This is a genomic window from Agrococcus jejuensis (assembly GCF_007679035.1).
GTDB lineage: Bacteria > Actinomycetota > Actinomycetes > Actinomycetales > Microbacteriaceae > Agrococcus > Agrococcus jejuensis_A.
Map to the genome: position 1 here is coordinate 501,397 of NZ_VEFR01000001.1, position 18,520 is coordinate 519,916.

The 18,520-nt window shown below is 72.4% G+C and carries 18 protein-coding genes; 12 read left to right on the forward strand and 6 right to left on the reverse strand.

The annotated features are described in order from the left end of the window. Positions 1 to 2 precede the first annotated feature (2 nt). Genes FS793_RS02325 through FS793_RS02335 form a run of 3 tightly spaced genes read right to left on the reverse strand, consistent with a single transcriptional unit; the run spans position 3 to position 2,492 of the window. Entirely contained in the window at positions 3 to 743 is a 741-nt protein-coding gene (locus tag FS793_RS02325; protein ID WP_144718125.1) for a glycerophosphodiester phosphodiesterase family protein, read from the reverse strand. Beyond that, on the reverse strand, positions 740 to 1,981 hold the full coding sequence (locus FS793_RS02330) for an SPFH domain-containing protein (protein ID WP_144718127.1): 1,242 nt from the start codon (positions 1,979 to 1,981) through the stop codon (positions 740 to 742). The genes FS793_RS02325 and FS793_RS02330 overlap by 4 nt, the downstream gene beginning before the upstream one ends. A gap of 52 nt (positions 1,982 to 2,033) precedes the next feature. Next, positions 2,034 to 2,492 carry an NfeD family protein gene (locus FS793_RS02335; RefSeq protein ID WP_186329283.1) on the reverse strand — a complete coding sequence of 153 codons (459 nt, stop codon included), beginning with the start codon at positions 2,490 to 2,492 and terminating at the stop codon, positions 2,034 to 2,036. A 136-nt stretch (positions 2,493 to 2,628) separates the two neighbouring features. Here FS793_RS02335 and FS793_RS02340 point away from each other — a divergent pair, with 136 nt between their 5' ends. Both FS793_RS02340 and FS793_RS02345 read left to right on the forward strand, forming a co-directional pair. Continuing rightward, on the forward strand, positions 2,629 to 3,393 hold the full coding sequence (locus FS793_RS02340; RefSeq protein ID WP_260979982.1) for an SDR family oxidoreductase: 765 nt from the start codon (positions 2,629 to 2,631) through the stop codon (positions 3,391 to 3,393). Beyond that, positions 3,393 to 5,363: a S9 family peptidase gene (locus FS793_RS02345; protein ID WP_144718133.1), complete on the forward strand. Its 1,971-nt coding sequence runs from the start codon at positions 3,393 to 3,395 to the stop codon at positions 5,361 to 5,363. Before FS793_RS02340 ends, FS793_RS02345 begins: the two co-directional genes overlap by 1 nt. Before the next feature lie 77 nt (positions 5,364 to 5,440). Here FS793_RS02345 and FS793_RS02350 read toward each other — a convergent pair whose 3' ends face one another. After that, on the reverse strand, positions 5,441 to 6,787 hold the full coding sequence (locus FS793_RS02350) for an MFS transporter (protein WP_144718135.1): 1,347 nt from the start codon (positions 6,785 to 6,787) through the stop codon (positions 5,441 to 5,443). Positions 6,788 to 6,901: 114 nt separating this feature from the next. On the opposite strand from FS793_RS02350, the gene FS793_RS02355 reads away from it, so the two are divergent. Genes FS793_RS02355 through FS793_RS16070 form a run of 5 tightly spaced genes read left to right on the forward strand, consistent with a single transcriptional unit; the run spans position 6,902 to position 11,220 of the window. Beyond that, on the forward strand, positions 6,902 to 7,576 hold the full coding sequence (locus FS793_RS02355) for a response regulator transcription factor (RefSeq protein ID WP_144718137.1): 675 nt from the start codon (positions 6,902 to 6,904) through the stop codon (positions 7,574 to 7,576). Next, positions 7,573 to 8,964, forward strand: a complete 1,392-nt coding sequence (locus FS793_RS02360) for a sensor histidine kinase (protein ID WP_144718140.1) — start codon at positions 7,573 to 7,575, stop codon at positions 8,962 to 8,964. The genes FS793_RS02355 and FS793_RS02360 overlap by 4 nt, the downstream gene beginning before the upstream one ends. Continuing rightward, positions 8,961 to 9,902, forward strand: coding sequence for a TAXI family TRAP transporter solute-binding subunit (locus tag FS793_RS02365; protein ID WP_186329284.1), 942 nt, complete (start codon positions 8,961 to 8,963; stop codon positions 9,900 to 9,902). Before FS793_RS02360 ends, FS793_RS02365 begins: the two co-directional genes overlap by 4 nt. Before the next feature lie 48 nt (positions 9,903 to 9,950). Then, positions 9,951 to 10,202 carry an LPXTG cell wall anchor domain-containing protein gene (locus FS793_RS02370; protein ID WP_186329285.1) on the forward strand — a complete coding sequence of 84 codons (252 nt, stop codon included), beginning with the start codon at positions 9,951 to 9,953 and terminating at the stop codon, positions 10,200 to 10,202. Beyond that, positions 10,195 to 11,220, forward strand: coding sequence for an NUDIX domain-containing protein (locus tag FS793_RS16070; protein ID WP_186329286.1), 1,026 nt, complete (start codon positions 10,195 to 10,197; stop codon positions 11,218 to 11,220). The genes FS793_RS02370 and FS793_RS16070 overlap by 8 nt, the downstream gene beginning before the upstream one ends. A gap of 18 nt (positions 11,221 to 11,238) precedes the next feature. On the opposite strand, the gene FS793_RS02380 is transcribed toward FS793_RS16070, so the two are convergent. Further along, a complete protein-coding gene (locus tag FS793_RS02380) occupies positions 11,239 to 12,339 on the reverse strand; it encodes a phosphatase domain-containing protein (RefSeq protein ID WP_144718144.1) in 1,101 nt (366 codons plus the stop codon). After that, the gene (locus FS793_RS02385; protein WP_144718146.1) at positions 12,336 to 13,220 is read right to left on the reverse strand and encodes a diacylglycerol/lipid kinase family protein; all 885 of its coding nucleotides are present in this window, start codon (positions 13,218 to 13,220) and stop codon (positions 12,336 to 12,338) included. The genes FS793_RS02380 and FS793_RS02385 overlap by 4 nt, the downstream gene beginning before the upstream one ends. 101 nt (positions 13,221 to 13,321) lie before the next feature. Here FS793_RS02385 and FS793_RS02390 point away from each other — a divergent pair, with 101 nt between their 5' ends. The 5 genes from FS793_RS02390 to FS793_RS16075 all read left to right on the forward strand — a co-directional run bounded on the left by FS793_RS02390 (position 13,322) and on the right by FS793_RS16075 (position 18,332). Next, positions 13,322 to 14,380 carry a trans-sulfuration enzyme family protein gene (locus FS793_RS02390; protein ID WP_144718148.1) on the forward strand — a complete coding sequence of 353 codons (1,059 nt, stop codon included), beginning with the start codon at positions 13,322 to 13,324 and terminating at the stop codon, positions 14,378 to 14,380. A gap of 109 nt (positions 14,381 to 14,489) precedes the next feature. Then, positions 14,490 to 16,853: an ATP-binding cassette domain-containing protein gene (locus FS793_RS02395; protein WP_144718150.1), complete on the forward strand. Its 2,364-nt coding sequence runs from the start codon at positions 14,490 to 14,492 to the stop codon at positions 16,851 to 16,853. 35 nt (positions 16,854 to 16,888) lie between these two features. Then, complete coding sequence (locus FS793_RS02400; RefSeq protein ID WP_144718152.1) at positions 16,889 to 17,095, forward strand: hypothetical protein; 207 nt, start codon at positions 16,889 to 16,891, stop codon at positions 17,093 to 17,095. Beyond that, positions 17,095 to 17,445, forward strand: coding sequence for a hypothetical protein (locus tag FS793_RS02405; protein WP_144718154.1), 351 nt, complete (start codon positions 17,095 to 17,097; stop codon positions 17,443 to 17,445). Before FS793_RS02400 ends, FS793_RS02405 begins: the two co-directional genes overlap by 1 nt. Before the next feature lie 740 nt (positions 17,446 to 18,185). Continuing rightward, positions 18,186 to 18,332, forward strand: a complete 147-nt coding sequence (locus FS793_RS16075; protein ID WP_186329287.1) for a hypothetical protein — start codon at positions 18,186 to 18,188, stop codon at positions 18,330 to 18,332. The last annotated feature ends 188 nt before the right edge of the window (positions 18,333 to 18,520 follow it).

Sequence of the window (18,520 nt, forward strand, 5' to 3'; positions counted from 1 at the left end):
CGTCAGCGCAGCGTCGCCAGCGCGAGGTCGGCGCGGTCGGTGACGATGCCGTCGACGCCGAGCGTCACGAGCCTGCGCATGTCGTCGGGGTCGTTCACCGTCCACACGTGGACCTCGACGCCGGCCGCATGGAAGGCGTCGATCGAGGCCCGGTCGACGATGCGGATGCGACCGAGCCGCTCGGGTACCTGCACGGCCGGGATCCCCGCGAGGATGCGCGCGAGCGCCGTCCGACGGCGCAGGCGCACGGCCACGAGCGCGCGCGCCATGACGCCGCGCGAGGCGCTCGTCGCGACGCCGGGGAGCGCCGCGACGGCCCGCGCGCGCGTCGCGTCGTCGAACGAGGTCACGAGGACGCGTCCCTCGGCGCCGGCCTCCAGGATCGCCCGCGCGGCGGGCTCCACGGCCGCCGGCACCTTGAGGTCGAGGTTCCACCGCGCCTCGGGCAGCGCGTCGAGCGCCTCGGCGAGGGTCGGCACGCCGTGCCCGCCCCCGAGGTCGAGCGACTGCAGCGCCTGCGCCGACGACGCGTCGACGCGCGTCGCATCCTGCGACACCCGCTCGAACGTGGCGTCGTGCGCGAGCATGGCGACGCCGTCGGCGCTGACCCGAACGTCGGACTCGACGTGGGTGGCGCCGACGGCGACGGCCGCGCGGAACGCGGCGAGCGTGTTCTCGGGAGCCTCGGTCGCCAGCCCGCGGTGGGCGAGGATGCGCGGCCGAGGCCCCTCGAGGAAGGTCACTGCTGGGGCGGCTGCGGCGTCGACGGCGGCTGGGGAGCCGGGGGCTGCGGCGCGGTGCCGGGCACCTCCTGCTCGGCCTCGCGCACCGAGTCGAGCGCGTCCTCGAGGCCCACGCCGGGCGTCTCGTCGGCGATCGACGTGCCCGACGAGATCGTCGGCGTCTCGCCGGCACCCTGCGGGTCGATGCCAGAGTCCTGCAGCGTCTCGGCGATCGACGGCACGGAGACGTCGCTCACCGAGTCGGGCTCGAAGGTCTCGTCGAGGATCGACGGGCCCTGGTTGTCGGAGAACGACTTGGTGGCCTTGAACGGCACCTCCGCCTTGCCCTCGAAGAATCCCTTGCCGATCTCCTGCAGCGCATCCGTGAGCTCCGACGGGATGATCCACAGCTTGTTCGCGTCGCCCTCGGCCAGCTTCGGCAGGGTCTGCAGGTACTGGTAGGCCAGCAGCTTGTTGTCGGCGTCGCCGGCGTGGATGGCAGCGAAGACGCGCTCGATGGCCTCGGACTCACCCTTGGCGAGCACGACCTGCGCCTCGGCGTCACCCTTGGCGCGAAGCACCTGCGACTTGGCGTCACCCTCTGCACGGAGGATCGTCGACTGGCGCTGACCCTCGGCCTCGAGGATCTGCGACTGCTTGAGACCCTCTGCCGTGAGGATGGAGGCGCGACGCTCGCGCTCGGCGCGCATCTGCTTCTCCATCGGCTCGAGGATCGACTGGGGCGGGTCGATCGACTTCAGCTCGACGCGGGTCACCTTGATGCCCCACTTGCCGGTGGCCTGGTCGAGCACGGCGCGCAGCTGCGAGTTGATGACGTCGCGGCTCGTGAGCGCCTCCTCGAGGTTCATCGAGCCGACCACGTTGCGGAGCGTCGTCGCCGTGAGCTGCTCGACTGCCGAGAGGTAGTCGGCGATCTCGTACGTCGCCGAGCGCGGGTCGTTGACCTGGAAGTAGACGACGGTGTCCATCGCGACGTTCAGGTTGTCCTCGGTGATCACCGAGAGCGGCGGGAACGTGCGCACCTGCTCGCGCATGTCGACGCTGTAGGCGAGTCGGTCGATGACCGGCACGAGGATGTTGAGGCCGGGGCCGAGCACGCGGTGGAAGCGGCCGAGGCGCTCCACGATGCCGGTGAATCCCTGCTTGACGATGCGGATCGACCTGGCGATGATCACGACGGCGACGATCAGGACGATCGCGACGATGATCAGCAGCAGGACTGGGCCGAAGAGGTCCATGTCTCGGTGCTCCTAGCTTCTCGGTGTGTGGTTCTCGGGTGTCTGGGGGCCGTCAGCGCTCGGCGGGCACGACGACGACGCTCGCGCCGTCGACGGCGGTGACGACGACGCGCTCGCCGACGTCGAGGTCGCGCGGGCGCGTGACGGGGGAGAGGCGTGCCGTCCAGGTCTCGCCGTTCACGAGCGTGACCTCGCCCACGAGGCGCACGAACTGCTTCGTGACCTCGCCGCCGAGGCCCGCGATGGCGTCGACGTTCGTGCGGGCGCCCTGCCCGGATCGGTGCAGGCGCTCGAGCAGCGATGGGCGCACCAGGAAGAGCAGCAGCGCAGCGGCGACGGCGGCGATGATCACCTGGGCCCAGATGGGCAGCCCGGTGAGGCTCGCGACGAGGCCGACGAGCGACCCGGCGCCGAGCATGAGGAAGGTGAGCTCGAGCGTGATGAGCTCGATCACGAGGCAGATCAGGGCGATCGCGAGCCAGCCGACCCACGCCCACATCCAGATGTCCATCCACCCTCCTCTGCACCCATCGTAGTCAGCGAGACCCGTCGCTCCCTGGGTGCGTTCGGAGGCTTCGGCGCTGCGACGATGCATGTGCCCGACGTGCCCCGAAGGTAGGGTCGAAGGTCGAGAAGAAGGAGCACTCGTGGACAACCCGCTGCAGCCGGCATCGCTGGCTGGCAAGGCCGCGCTCGTCACCGGATCGAGCCGCGGCATCGGTGCCGCGACGGTCGGCTACCTCGCCGGTGCCGGAGCCGACGTCGTCGTGAACTACCGCAACAAGGCGCCGCGTGCCGAGAAGGTCGCCGCGGCTGCGCGCGAGGCGGGCGTGCAGGCGCTCGTCGTGCAGGCCGACCTCACGGAGGCCGCGAGCGTCGAGGCGATGTTCCAGGCCGCGAAGGACGCCTTCGGCGGCCTCGACGTGCTCGTAATGAACGCCTCCGGCGGCATGGAGGCGGGCCTCGGGGAGGACTACGCCATGCGGCTCAACCGCGACGCGCAGGTCGCCCTGCTCGACGCCGCGGTGCCCGTGCTGCGCGAGGGCGCGCGCGTCGTCTTCGTGACGAGCCACCAGGCGCACTTCATCCGCACGGTGCCGACGATGCCCGAGTACGAGGCCGTCGCGCTCTCGAAGCGTGCGGGCGAGGACGCGCTGCGCGACCGCATCGTCGAGCTGCAGGCGCGCGGCATCGAGTTCGTCGTCGTGTCTGGCGACATGATCGAGGGCACCATCACGGCGACGCTGCTCGAGCGCGCCAACCCCGGCGCCATCGCCGGTCGTCGCGAGGACGCCGGTCGCCTCTACGACGTCGACGAGTTCGCCGCCGAGGTCGCGCAGGCCGTCGTCGATCCCGTGCCGCACGACCACACGCGCCTCGTGGGCGACGTCTCCGGATTCCAGGGCCGCTGATGCGCGCGCAGCACATCGAGCAGCTCGTCGAGCTCTCCCGGCCGGCCGTCCACCCCGAGGGGTGGGCGGTCGTCGCTGCCTCTCGGCCCGACGTCGCCGCGAACCGCCGCGTGGGCCAGCTGTGGCGCGTCTCGCTCGCCGACGGCGTCCGCACGCGCATCACGCAGGGCGTCGCCGACGGCGCGCCGCAGCTGACGCCCGACGGCACGCGCATCCTGTTCACGCGCGCCGACGCCAAGGGTCGCCCGCAGGTGTGGGTCATGCCCGCCGACGGCGGCGAGCCCGTGCAGACGACGGATGCGCCCGGCGGCGTGACCGGCTTCCGCATCTCGCCCGACGGCACGCGGCTCGCGCTCACGGTGCGCGAGGTCGAGCCGGGCCGTGCCGGCACGGTCGAGGGCCTCACGGCCGAGGCCCAGTCGCCGCGACGCATCGTCGACCTGCACGCGCAGCGCAACGGCGTCGGCTATCGCATCGATGCGCGCAGCCGCGTCGCGGTCGCGACGATCCTCGACGTCGGCGCCGAGCCCGACTACGAGCGCGCACCCGCGCCGGCCGATGCGGGCGCCGAGGCGCCGAAGCCCGGCTCGCGCATCCCCGAGGCGACGACGCTCACGTCGGGCGACGTCGAGCACGTCGGCGCCGTGTGGAGCGCCGACGGCCGCGAGGTGCTCGCGATCCGCGTCGACCTCGGACCCGTGACCGACCTGCGCGGCGCGATCGTCGCGATCCCGGTCGACGGCGGCGACGAGCGCGAGGTGCTCGGCACGGAAGCGAACCTGTCGATCGGCGAGATCGCGGCCGACGCGCACGGCGTGTGGGCGATCGCCCAAGATGTCACCGAGTCGGGCATCGACTTCGTCGCCCGCAACGCCAGCCTCTACCGCGTCGTCGGCGACGCCGTCGAGCAGCGCACCGACGAGGAGTCCGTCGACCTCGCCGAGGGCCATCTGACCCTCGTCGACGACGGCGTGCTCGTGCAGGACCGCACGCGCGGTCGCGTGCAGGTGCTGCACGTCGGCATCGACGGCGTGACCCGGCTGACGACCGACGCGACGGAGGCCACGGGCGTCGCCACCCACGGCGACCAGGTGGTCGTCACGGTGCAGACGCCGACGTCGTTCGGCGAGCTCGGCATCGTCGAGGGCGACGGCACCGTGCGCATCCTCACCGACTTCGGCGCGCCGCTGCAGGAGGCGGGCATCACGGTGCCGACCGAGCACGACCTCGTCGTGCGCGACGGCTCGCGCGTGCACGGCTGGGTGTGGCTGCCGGAGGGCGAGGGACCGCATCCCGTGCTGCTCAACATCCACGGCGGCCCGTTCGCGCAGTACGGCGTGCACGTGTTCGACGAGGCGCAGGTCGCCGTCGACGCCGGCTACGCCGTCGTGCAGTGCAACCCGCGCGGCTCGGCGGGCTACGGTCGCGCGCACGGCCTGTCGATCCGGCAGCGGATGGGCACGGTCGACCTGCACGACGTGCTCGACTTCCTCGACGGCGCCCTCGCCGCGCATCCGTCGCTCGACGCCGATCGCGTGGGCATCATGGGCGGCTCGTACGGCGGCTACCTCACGGCGTGGGCCATCGCGCACGAGGACCGCTTCCGTGCGGCGATCGTCGAGCGCGGCTTCCTCGACCCCGACGCGTTCGTCGGCACGAGCGACATCGGCTCGTTCTTCGGCGACGAGTACGTGGGCACCGACCCCGAGCTCGTCGCGTCGCAGAGCCCCATGGCCGTCGTGTCGCAGGTCACGACGCCGACGCTCGTCATGCACTCCGAGCGCGACCTGCGGTGCCCGCTCGAGCAGGCGCAGCGGTACTTCGCCGCCCTGCACCGGCAGGGCACCGAGGCCGAGCTGCTCGTGTTCCCCGGCGAGGACCACGAGCTCACGCGCTCGGGCCAGCCCCGCCACCGGATCGAGCGGTTCGACGCCGTGCTCGACTGGTTCGGCAGGCGCATCCCCGCCTGATCCTCGGCACGCAGCACGAGGCCCCGCACGCCATGCGCGTGCGGGGCCTCGTGCGTCGCGGGCCTCGGCCTACGGGCTCAGCCCCGTCGAGCGCCGACGCGCTCGCGCATGCCGCGCTCGTCGTCGAGCCAGTTCTGGCCCTTGTTCTTCAGGAACAGCACGTAGACCACGAGCGACGCGGCGATCGCGATCGTCACGTAGCCGATGAAGAGCGGCACCTGACCGGCGCCGTTCGCCGCCGTGTAGAGCAGGGGAGCGGTGCCGCCGAACATCGAGTTCGCCAGCGCGTAGCCGAAGCCGACGCCCAGCGCGCGGATGTGCGTGGGGAAGAGCTCGGCCTTCACGACGGCGTTGATCGACGTGTAGCCCGTGAGGATCACGAAGCCGCCGACGAGGATCGCGAATGCCGCGACGGGGCTCGTCTGCTGCGGCAGCCACGTGAGCAGGAACCACGTGTAGAGCACGCCGCCGACGCCGAAGAACACCAGCAGCGTCTTGCGGCCCACGATGTCGGAGATCCAGCCGCCGAGCGGCTGCAGCAGCATGAGGATCGTCAGCGCGATGAGGTTGATGACCGTGCCGGTGACGACGTCGTCGCCCGCGAAGGCGCCCTTGACGATGTTGGGGCCGTTGACCGAGTACGTGTAGAAGGCGACCGTGCCGCCCATCGTGACGAGGAAGCACAGCAGCAGCGGACGCCACTGCCGCGTGAGCAGCTCGCGCATCGAGCCCGACTGCGTCGACTGGCCGGTCTTCACCGCCTCGATCGTGTCGGAGGTGAGCGACTCGTCCATCGTGCGACGCAGCCAGAAGACGACGACCGCTGCGACGCCGCCGATGCCGAACGCGACGCGCCAGCCCCACTCGGAGATCGCCGCCGTGTCGAGGGTCAGCACCATGACGAGCAGCGTCGCCTGGGCGAGCACGTGGCCGCCGACGAGCGTCACGTAGTGGAACGACGAGAGGAAGCCGCGGCGGCCGGGGATCGCCGCCTCCGACATGTACGTCGCCGACGTGCCGTACTCGCCGCCCGTCGCGAAGCCCTGCGCGAGTCGGCAGAGGATGAGGATGACGGCGGCGCCGGCGCCGATGACCGCGGCGGTGGGCGTGATGGCGATGACGAACGAGCACGCCGCCATGAGCGACACCGAGACGGTGAGCGCGAAGCGGCGACCGCGGCGATCGGCGAGCCGACCGAAGAACCACGACCCGAGGGGACGCATGAGGAACGTGACGGCGAAGATCGCCCAGATGTAGATGCCGGAGTTCTGGTCGTCCTCGGCGAAGAACTGGGACTCGAAGTACGAGGCGAACACCGAGTAGACGTAGACGTCGAACCACTCGACGAGGTTGCCCGCCGAGCCCTTCAACGTGTTGGAGACGGATCTGCGGAGGCTCGCGGGAGCGTGGGTCGTCGTCGACATGCGCTCCATCCTGGGGTGGCCGCGGTCTCCCGGGCGCACCCAGCCGCGGATCCTTACGCGCCCTTTACGTTGGCCGTGCACGGTAGCGGGGCGGCGGCATGCCTACCATGCAGGGTGCGAGTGCTCATCGCGGAGGACGACGCCTCGGTCGCCGGGGCGCTCGCAGCCGTGCTCGCACGCGCCGGGCACGAGACGACGGGCGTCGCGCGCGGTGGCGACGTGCTGCTGCGGCACCGCGACGCCGAGCTCGTGCTGCTCGACCTCGGCCTCGAGGACATGGACGGGCTCGAGGCGCTGCGCAGGCTGCGGGCCGTGAGCGACGTGCCGGCGATCGTGGTGACGGCGCGCGGCGACGAGCGCTCCACCGTGCGCGCGCTGCGGCTCGGTGCCGACGACTACCTCGTGAAGCCCGTGCGCATGCACGAGCTGCTCGCGCGCATCGAGGCCGTCGCCCGCAGGCGCGGCGGTCCGGATGCGGGCGCGGGCGCCGCGGACGTCGTGATCGTCGACGACGTGCGCATCGACCTCGCCGCGCATCGGGTCTCGACGACCGCGGGCGACGTCGCGCTGACGCCCACGGAGCACGCGCTGCTCGCGGTGCTCGCGCGACGCGTCGGCGTCGCGGTGAGCAGGCAGCAGATCCTCGACGAGGTGTGGGGCGACGCGTACGCGGCGACGTCGCGCTCGTACGACGTGCACCTCGCGCAGGTGCGGCAGAAGCTGCCCGGCCTCACGATCACGACCATCCGCGGCTTCGGCTGCCGGCTCGAGGAGGGCGACGCCGCGTGAGGCTGCGCGTGCTGCTGCCGCTGCTCGTGCTCGGCCTGCTCGCGGTGTGCGCGATCGTCGTGCCCGTCGCCGAGGGCATCGCGGTGTCGCGCACCCAGCAGCTCGCGCTGCAGCGCGCGACGGCGATGGACCAGATCGTGCAGCGGGCCGCCGCCGCCGTGCGCGACGACGATGCCGACGACCTTGCCCGCTACCTCGACCGCATGCATGCCACGTACGGCGAGGCCGTGCTCGTCGTCGACGCGGGCGGCGACGTCCTGGCGGCCGCCGGCGACATCGGCCGCGGCGCCGAGGTCGAGCGGCTCATGCTCACGGCATCGCGCGCCGTGCCGCAGTGGTCGCTGCCGACCGTCGTGCCGTGGAGCCCCGACGTGGCGCTCGTCGCCGAGCCCGTGCTCGCCGACGCGAGCGTGCCGGTCGCGGCGGTCGTGCTCGCCGTCGACCTCACGTCGGCACGTGCCGACGTCGTGCGCTCCTGGCTGCTCGTCGGGCTCGCGGGCCTGCTCGTGCTCGCGACGCTGCTCGTGGCGTCGCTGCAGTGGACGCGCTGGGTGCTGCGCCCGGTGCGCGCGCTCGATGCCGCTGCGACGGCGCTCGCCGAGCATCGGGATCCCGACCTGCGCGCCGAGTCGGGGCCGCCCGAGCTGCGCAGGCTCACCGACTCGTTCCGCCGCATGGCATCGAGCGTCGAGGATGCGCTCGAGCAGCAGCGCGGGTTCGTCGCCGACGCCTCGCATCAGCTGCGCAACCCGCTCGCAGCCGTGCGGCTGCGGCTCGACGCGTCGTCGCGCGACGCGCCCGATCCCGAGATGCTCTCGGCGGTCGACGGCGACCTCGACCGCCTCGAGCGCACCGTCGACCGCATGCTCGACCTCGCCGACGCCGAGCATCGTGCCACGGCCGAGGCGAGCGGCCGGCGCTCGGGGTTCGCGGAGTCGTCGCCCCGCGCCCACGTCACGTCGGCGGCGGCGCTGGCGGAGCCCTGGATGCGGCAGGTGGCCGAGGCCGGGCAGCGGCTCGTCGTCGAGGGCGACGAGGAGGTGGCGGTCGCGTGCCGCCGCAGCGACCTCGAGGAGATGGTCGAGATCGCGATCGACAACGCCCGCAAGTACGCGGGCGAGGGTTCGACCGTGGCGCTGCGGCTCGCGCGCGACGCCGACCGCGTCGTGCTCACGATCGCCGACGACGGGCCGGGCCTCGCTGCCGACGACCTCGCCAGGGCGGGCACGCGCTTCTGGCGCGCGTCGGCGCACGGCAGCCTCCCCGGCACCGGGCTCGGCCTCGCCATCCTGCGGGAGCTCGCACGCGCGAACGACGCCACGGTCGTCGTCGGCGCCGCAGACGCGGGCGGCCTCGCCGTGTCGCTCCTGCTGAGGGCCGCGTCGTGATCGCGCACGGCGTGCTCGCCAGGCGCACGGTCCTCGTCGGCGCTGCCGCGGCGCTCGCATCCGCGCTCGCCGGCTGCACGCTCGGGCAGTCGCCGCCGCGCCTCGCGATGGCGTGCGGCGAGCGCGGCGGCACCTACGTGCAGTTCGGCGACCTGCTGCGCACCGTGCTCGCCGACCGCGGCGCGGCGACGCTCGAGGTGCTCCCGTCCGGCGGCAGCGTCGAGAACCTCGCGATGCTCGCAGCCGGCGAGGCCGACCTCGCGATCGCGCTCGCCGACGCCGTGGCCGAGCATGACGGCGCACTCGCGGCCATCGGCCGCGTCTACCAGAACTACCTGCAGTGCGTCGTGCGCGCCGATGGCCCGGTGACGATGCTCGACGACCTCGCAGGGCGCCCCGTCGCGGTCGGGGCGCCGGGCTCGGGCGCCGCGCTCACGGCCGCGCGCGTGCTCGACGCGGCTGGGCTCGCGACGGGCACGGATGCGGTCGTGCCCGTCGCGCTGCTGCTGCCGGAGGCCGTCGACGCGCTGCGCGACGGCACCATCGACGCGTTCTTCTGGTCGGGCGGCGTGCCGATCCCCGAGGTGCTGCGCCTGCAGCGCGACGTGGCCGTGACGCTCGTCGACCTCACGCCGACGCTGCCCGTGCTCACAGCAGCGCACCCCGGTGCGTATGCGTCGACGTCGGTGCCGAGCGGCGTCTACGACACGCCCGGGCCCATCCCCGCCATCGGGGTGTCGAACCTGCTGCTCGCACGACCGGACCTCGCCGACGACGTCGCCGCGCGCCTCGTCGACGCGCTCGTCGACGACGCCGAGGCGCTCGTGCCCGACGACTCCGTGGGCGTGCAGTACCTCACGGCCTCCAGCCTCATCGACACCGACCCCGTGCCGTTGCATGCCGCCGCGCGGGACCGCTATCGCGAACGCTACGGCTGACGCTCTCGCCGGGCTCGCCGCGCCTCGCACCCCCGTAGGATCGGGGCCGTGGACGTCCTCGCCGTGGATCAGCTGCCCGTCACCGCGACCGAGATCGCATCGTGGGCGATCGCGCTCATCGCCGTCGCGATCGTCGTGATCGGGGGCATCGTGCTGCTGGTGTCGCGTCGCCGCAAGGCTGCGCAGGCGCAGGACGCCGCCGCTGCCGACGGCGCGGCGCCTGCCGACGGCGCGGGACCCTCCGACGCCGCGGGGCCTTCCGACGGCGCGGGGCCCTCCGACGGCCCGACGAATGCCTGACGACGCCAGAGGCGTGCGCCGCACGGCGCGCGTGCTGTGCGTCGACGAGACGGGCGCGACGCTGCTGTTCCACACACGCTGGGACGACGAGGTCGCGCCGCCGCGCTGGCTGACGCCCGGCGGCGGCATCGAGGCCGACGAGAGCGAGCGCGAGGCAGCCGTGCGCGAGCTCTTCGAGGAGACCGGCCAGCGCATCGACCCCGCGGCGCTCGTGGGTCCCATCGGGCACGCGCGCGTGCCGCATCCCGACGGCCACCCGTATGCCGCGACCGACGCCGTGACGTTCCTGTGGCGCACGCCGCGCTTCACGCCCGTCGACGACCACCGCATGCCCGACGAGCTCGACGACATCCTCGCCCATCGCTGGTGGACGGCCGACGAGATCCGCGCATCCGACGACGACTTCAGCACCGAGGACGCGCTCGCAGCGCTCGACCGGCTCGCGGGCGGCGACCCGCAGCCGGGCGACGCGGTGCGCGTCGAGGGCGCGAAGTGGAACGGCAAGCCCCACTGGCGCTACGACGCTCGCGTGCTCGGCACCGACGAGCACGGCCTGTGGATCGGCGTCGACGCCGGCACGACCGTGCAGAAGGGCTGGCGCAAGGAGTACCTCACGGGGCACGCATTCGTGCGGCTCGTGCCGCCGACGACCGTGGCATGGGACGACGGGTCGTGGATGCTGCCCGGCTGGTGGGACCGTGCCGACGTCGACGCCTACGTCGACGTCACGACGCCGCCGACCGTGCGACGCGACGCGACGGGGGAAGGCTGGATCGTCGAGTACGTCGACCTCGACCTCGACCTCGTCGTGCCGGCGAGCGGCCTGCCCGCGTGGATCGACGACGAGGACGAGTTCGCGGCGCGATCGGTGTCGCACGGCTGGCCGGCATGGCTCGTCGAGCGCGCCCGCGCCACGGCCGACGACCTGCTCGCCCGCTCGTCGAGCACGCCGGCCGTCGCGATGGAGGCGGGGCACGCCTGGCTCGCGAGGCAGCTCGAGGCCGCCGACGGCGAGTGACCGGCAGGCGGTGAGCGCCTAGGCCTGCACCTCGCGCTCGGCCGCCGCGACGAGCGCATCCCGATGCCCCGGCTTCACCGCGTCGGACTCGAGGCCCTCGAGCACCGCCGCGTGCACTCGCTCGACCCCCGCCTCGGAGACGAGGCCGAGGCCGTGCGCGATGCGCGCGGCGCCCGAGTACGTCTGGAACGTCGACACGCCCTGGCGGGACCATCGCGCACGGCGCTCGGCGTCGACGCCCGTGACGTCGTGGATGAGCACGCGTGCGACGAACTCGGGGGCGCGCGCGACCATCGCGGCGCCCACCTGCGGATCCGCCTGCCCGGAGTCGCCGACGAACACGTACCGGCACTCGGGGAAGAGCTGCCGCTCGTGCTCGAAGTTGTGCAGCTTGCGCGCCGCGATCGACGCCTTCGTGACGAGGTTGAGGAAGGAGCCGCCGAGCACGGCGTGCGGCGGCAGGCCGAGCGGTGCGAGGGCGTCGCGCGTGTACTGCTCGATGAGCGCCTTCGGCCCCTCGGGTCGCGCGGTGACGAACGTGAGGTCGCCGGGTCGGCTCGGCTCGGCGGCCGCGCCGTTGTCGAGCTCGGTGAGGAACGCCACCGCGCCGGGGTAGACGACTCCGCGCACGTAGCGACGATCGTGGAGCATGCACTTCACGGTGTCGTCGATGTCGCTGAGGATGCGCAGCTCGTGGTCGTCGCGCTTGCTCGACTCGTGCGCGATGCGCCGCAGCACGTGTCGACGGTCCGCGAGCGTGAGGCGCTCGAAGACGAGATGCTCGAGGTCGTGCCGATCGCCCGTCGCGTTGAGCCGGTACTTGAAGTCGCGGAAGCCCTCGCCCTCGAGCGCATCGAACACGCTGCGGATCGCGCTCGAGAACGTCGCGCGATTGCGCACCGAGCGCATGGCGTGCACGACGCGCGCGAGGACGCCGGGGGAGAGGTCGCCCGCCCGGTCGAGGCAGAGCAGCGCGACGAGCTCCGGCCGTCGATCCGTCCTGAGCCACGGCCCGTCGAAGCCGCGCATGAGGCGTTCGAGGTCGAAGCCGTCGAGCACGGCGTCGAGGTCGTCGGCATCGCGGAGCGTCGCGAGGATGCGCGAGCGGGGGTCGGTCATCGTCGTCCTCCTGGTCGGCGCACGAGCAGCACGCCGGGGTCGATCCACGCGTCGAGGCGGGTGATGCGGCCGTGCGCGTCGCCGTCGATCTGCACGGGGATGCGGTCGGCATCGAGCCGCACGCGCCGCCCGGTGCGGTGCGAGAGCACGCCCTCCGCGCGCGCGAGCCCCATGCCGGATGCGGCGATGCGACCCCAGTGCGCGATGCGGCGCGGCGAGACGGCCGCGAGATGCAGCAGCCCGTCGTCGGGCCGCGTGCCGGGCACGACGCGCAGGCCCATCGTGATGCGGGCGGTGTTGTGCACGAGCACCGTCCACGCCTGGGTGCGCATCGCCGGCTCGTCGTCGAGCCGTGCGCGCACGTCGAGGAGCGGATTGGCGAAGCGACGCGCACCCGCGATGACGTACGCGCCCCAGCCGAGGCGGCGCTTGCGAGCCAGCGACGCGGCCTCGACGGCCGTGGCGTCATGACCGATGCCGACGACGACGAGGAACACGCGCGGGGCGTGCTCGCGGCCGTCGGCATGGAGCACGACGCGGCCGAGGTCCGTCGGCAGGGGAGCGGCGTCGAGCGCGATGGCCGCCGCGCGATCGAGGTCGCGCAGCGGGAGGTCGAGGTTGCGGGCGAAGAGGTTCGCGGTGCCGGCGGGCACGATGCCCGTCGGCACGCCCGTGCCGGCGAGCACGTCGGCGACGTCTCGGATCGTGCCGTCGCCGCCGACGACGATCACCGCATCCGCACCCTCGGCGAGCGCGTCGCGCGCGAGCGCATCCGCGCGGGCCTCGCCCGTCCATCGCACGTCGACGGCTCCGCGCGCCTCGAGCGCACGCACGCCACGCGCCGATGCGCGCGCGATCGGATTCGCGACGACGACCGGCATGCGCGCCAGGCTATCCGTGCCCGCTGGGCGCGGCGTCCAGCGGGCCGCGCGCTGGCGGGTGGATGCCCGGCCCGGCTCCCGCGAGCGAATAGCGTGGGGGCGTGACCCACGCGAGCCAGCACCCCGCCACCATCGCCGTCACGGCAGGCCGCCCGCCCGCCGAGTCGGATCAGCCGCTCAACGCGCAGATCATGCTCGCGTCGTCGTTCATCGCGGGTGGCGACCTCGAGTACGCGCGCTTCCAGAACCCCACGTGGACTGCGCTGGAGGAGACGATCGGGCAGCTCGAGGGCGGCCGTGCCCTCGCGTTCGCATCGGGCATGGCCGCCGTCGCCGCCGTGCTCGACCAGGTGCCCGTCGGCGGCCGCGTCGTCGTGCCGCGGCACGCCTACCAGGGCTCGCTCGGCCTGCTCGAGCAGCACCGCGTCGCAGGCCGCATCGAGCCCGTGCTCGTCGACGTCGAGGACGTCGACGCCGTCGTCGCCGCCATCCCGGGCGCGTCGCTCGTGTGGATGGAGACGCCCACGAACCCCGCGCTCGAGGTCGCGGACCTCGAGCGCATCGTCGCCGCGGGGAAGGAGGCGGGCGTGCCCGTGGCCGTCGACAACACGTTCGCGACGCCGCTGCTGCAGCGTCCGCTCGAGGACGGCGCCGACGTCGTCGTCCACTCGGCCACGAAGCTCATGTCGGGGCACTCCGACGTCATCATGGGCGCCGTCGTGACGAACGACGACGACTGGTTCACGCGCCTGCACGGCAACCGCTCGCTGCACGGCGCGATCCCGGGCCCGTTCGAGGCGTTCCTCGTGCTGCGCGGCCTCCGCACGCTCGACGTGCGGCTCGAGCGCGCGCAGGCGAACGCCAAGGCGGTCGTCGCCGCGCTCGAGGCGCACCCCGCCGTGTCGCGCGTGCGGTACCCGGGCTTCTCGACCGTCGTCTCGTTCGAGCTCGAGTCAGCGGAGCGCGCCGACCGCGTCGTCGCCGCCGTGCGGCTCGCGCGGCACGCGACGAGCCTCGGCGGCGTCGAGACGACGCTCGAGCGCCGTCGTCGCTGGGCGAGCGAGTCGAAGAGCATCCCCGAGGGCCTCATCCGCCTCTCGGTCGGCATCGAGCACGCCGACGACGTCGTCGCCGACCTGCTGCAGGCGCTCGACGCGTAGGGGCGCCGCCCGCCGCGTCCCTCGCCGGGATGCACCGGTCGGAGGTCGGTCCTAGGCTGATCGAGGCGTCGCGGCACCCGTGACGCGTCGACTCGACCGACGGAGCACCATGACCGCCGCGCAGCATCCGGCCGACGGCCACGACCTCATCCGCGTGCAGGGTGCCCGCGAGAACAACCTGAAGGACGTGTCGGTCGACATCCCGAAGCGTCGGCTGACGGTGTTCACGGGGGTCTCGGGCTCCGGCAAGTCGTCGCTCGTGTTCGGCACGATCGCGGCCGAGTCGAAGCGCATGATCGACGAGACCTACCCCGCGTTCGTGCAGGGCTTCATGCCGTCGCTCGCGCGGCCCGAGGTCGATCGCCTCGAGGGGCTCACGACGGCGATCATCGTCGACCAGGAGCGGCTCGGCGCCAACCCGCGATCGACCGTCGGCACGGCGACCGACGTCAACGCCATGCTGCGCATCCTCTTCTCGCGCCTCGGCGACCCGGCGATCGGCTCGCCGAACGCGTTCTCGTTCAACGTGCCGAGCGTCAAGGTCTCGGGCACGATGACGATCGAGCGCGGGGGAGGGCCGGAGTCGATCGAGCGCGCCGAGACGATGCTCGGCGGGATGTGCCCGCGGTGCGAGGGCCTCGGCCGGGTGAACGACATCGACCTGACGCAGCTGTTCGACGAGTCCAAGTCGCTGCTCGAGGGCGCCATCACCGTGCCGAACTACACCGCCGACGGTTGGCTCGTGAAGATCTTCGTCGCCTCGGGCTTCGTGCCCGGCGACGTGCCCATCCGCGACTTCACCGACGAGCAGCGCCACGACTTCCTCTACCGCGACCTCACCAAGGTCAAGGTCGAGTCGATGAACATGACCTACGAGGGTCTCGTGCCGAAGATCCAGAAGTCGATCCTGTCGAAGGACAAGGAGTCGATGCAGCCGCACATCCGCGCGTTCGTCGACCGCGCCGTGACCTTCCAGCCGTGCCCCGACTGCGACGGCACGCGGCTCGCGGAGCCCGCGCGCTCGTCGAAGGTCGCGGGGCTGTCGATCGCGGATGCGTGCCGCATGCAGATCTCCGATCTCGTCGAGTGGGTGCGCGGCATCGACGACCCGTCGGTCGCGCCGCTCATCCAGTCGCTGTCGGCGACCCTCGACTCGTTCGTGGCCATCGGGCTCGGCTACCTGTCGCTCGACCGGTCGTCGGGCTCGCTCAGCGGGGGAGAGGCGCAGCGCACGAAGCTCATCCGACACCTCGGCTCGGCCCTCACCGACGTCACGTACGTGTTCGACGAGCCGACGATCGGTCTGCATCCGCACGACATCCAGCGCATGAACGACCTGCTGCTGCAGCTGCGCGACAAGGGCAACACCGTGCTGGTCGTCGAGCACAAGCCCGAGACGATCGCGATCGCCGACCACGTCGTCGACCTCGGCCCGCGTGCCGGCTCGGAGGGCGGCACGATCCAGTTCGAGGGCACCGTCGAGGGGCTGCGGGGCTCGGGCACGCTCACGGGCACGCATCTCGACGATCGTGCGACGCTGAAGGATGCGGTGCGCGCGGGCTCCGGTGCCATCGAGGTGCGCGGGGCGACGGCGAACAATCTCACGGGCGTCGACGTCGACGTGCCGCTCGGCGTGCTCACGGTCGTCACGGGCGTCGCCGGCTCGGGCAAGTCGTCGCTCGTGCACGGCTCGATCGGCACGCGCGACGGCGTCGTCACCATCGATCAGACGTCGATCCGCGGCTCGCGTCGCTCGAACCCCGCGACGTACACGGGGCTGCTCGAGCCGGTGCGCAAGGCGTTCGCGAAGGCGAACGGCGTGAAGCCGGCGCTGTTCAGCGCGAACTCCGAGGGCGCGTGCCCGACGTGCAAGGGTGCCGGCCTCATCTTCACCGACCTCGGCCCGATGTCGACGGTGTCGACGACATGCGAGGACTGCGGCGGCAAGCGCTTCATGGCGTCGGTGCTGGAGTACACGCTCGGCGACCTCGACATCAGCGAGGTGCTGGGGCTGTCGGTCGCCGAGGCGCGCGCGTACTTCGCTGCCGGACCGTCGAAGGTGCCCGCCGCCCTGTCGATCGTCGAGCGCCTCGCCGACGTCGGCCTCGGCTACATCAAGCTCGGGCAGCCGCTCAACACGCTCTCGGGCGGCGAGCGCCAGCGCCTGAAGCTCGCGGTGCAGATGGCCGAGGACGGCGGCGTCTACGTGCTCGACGAACCGACGACCGGCCTGCACCTCGCCGACGTGCAGCACCTGCTGGGCTTGCTCGATCGGCTGGTGGACTCGGGCAAGACCGTCATCGTGATCGAGCACCACCAGGCCGTCATGGCGCACGCCGACTGGATCGTCGACCTCGGCCCCGGCGCGGGCCACGACGGCGGCCGCGTCGTCTTCGAGGGCACGCCCGCCGACCTCGTCGCCGCGCGCTCGACGCTCACGGGGGAGCACCTCGCCGAATACGTGGGGGCGTGAATGGCATTCAGGATTCTCACAGGTTCGGGGGAGCGATGACGAGGCGCCGAGGGATCTCGCGGGCGTTCCTGCCGCTCGCGGCGCTGTTCGGCATCCTCACGTTCGTGCTCCTGCCCCTCGGGCAGGCGCTGTGGATCGTGTGCATGCCCATCGCGGCGACCTTCGTCGTGCTCGCGGTGCGCACCCGCGACGAGGGCGAGTCCGACGAGGACGTCGAGGATGCCATCGACGAGTCGCGCTGATGGCCGGCTTCGTGCAGGCCAGCGCGGCGAGGCGACTCGAGCGTCAGATCCACCGACGCTCCGGCGCACTCATGCCGTCGCTCGAGCTGCCGATGCCGCCCTGGGGTCCGGAGCTGGCCGACGACCTGGTCGACGTCGCCTCGGACGTCGTGGTGCTGCAGGCGACGCTGGCCGGATCGCGCGCCTGGCAGCACGACGACGACGGCGCGCGCCTGCGACGCGATGCGCTCACGACCATCCAGTCGATCCGCGAGCGTTGCCTCGCGCTCGACCTGACGATCACCGAGCACGCGGTACACGAGGTCGAGTCGCTCGTGCGCGCCTGGGAGGCACTGACCCTCCGGCCCTGAACTCTCTCCCGCACCGTGACGTTACGCCGATAATGCACATTATGTCGGACTGAAGTAGGTGGCACCCCTCTCTCGCTCGTTCGGCAACGGCAGAGGCGTGGGTCGTGCGGGCCGGTCGACGCGACCGATGGGATGCCGATCGGCCGACCATGCGCGGACAGCACGCGCGTCGCTCGGCCTACGCTGATCGGATGAGTCCGTTTCTTCCTGGCTCGCGCGGAACGCAGCCTTGCCCGAACTGCGGCGCACAGGTTGCTCAGTCCGACCGGTACCCCTCATACCTGTGCCAGGAATGCGAGGCTCGCGCAGTCGATGCGAACGGCGCACGCGTGGCTGGATCGAACGCGTCGTTCGGCGGCGGGTTCGTGCTGCACTGGCCGGACGGCGAGCACGAACCGCTCCCCTGCATCTCGGCACGGGTGTGGGTCGACGGACGCGAGTGGGACTACTCCGAGGCACGATTCGGCGGAGTGCTGATCACGCCAGCGCGAGAGCGCTGACCTGCGTCACGTCTGTGGAGCTCCCCGCTCCGGGCAATCGACTGCATCTCGGTCGCTCGCCGCTCACGGCGAGGGCTGCCCGTCTTCGGCGGCGATCGGTGGCCCGCGCCTCCCTGCCGTAGTCATCGGAGCATCTCGCCGTTCCAGCAGCGCGACGCCGTTCACGGAGGCGCACCGCCGGGACGAAGCCGACAGCGCGCCCTTCCCAGGTGCCGCTCCTTCGCGCACATCCCCAGCCTCGTGCTCATCGACACGCAGCTCGTCGTGAACGCACCCGTGCAGTTCCTGCGGACCGCCACCCGCACGCACATCGCGCAGGCGGGCGACAGTCGACACGAGCTCACGACCTACGTTGGCATCCCCGAGATCCAGTCGAGGACGGCATGAAGGACTCGCGACGTGTTCGTACGCTTCCGACTCTCGAGCACGTGTGCGTCCGAATCGTTCCCTGACCGACGCCTTCTCGATGCGGAAGGCAGGCGTGAGCCGCGACCCGACCACGCTGATGTTGCAGAACATGCACCACGCGTGACCACTGGCTGACCGCCACCTTCGTCCTGGATGTTGCGGAATCT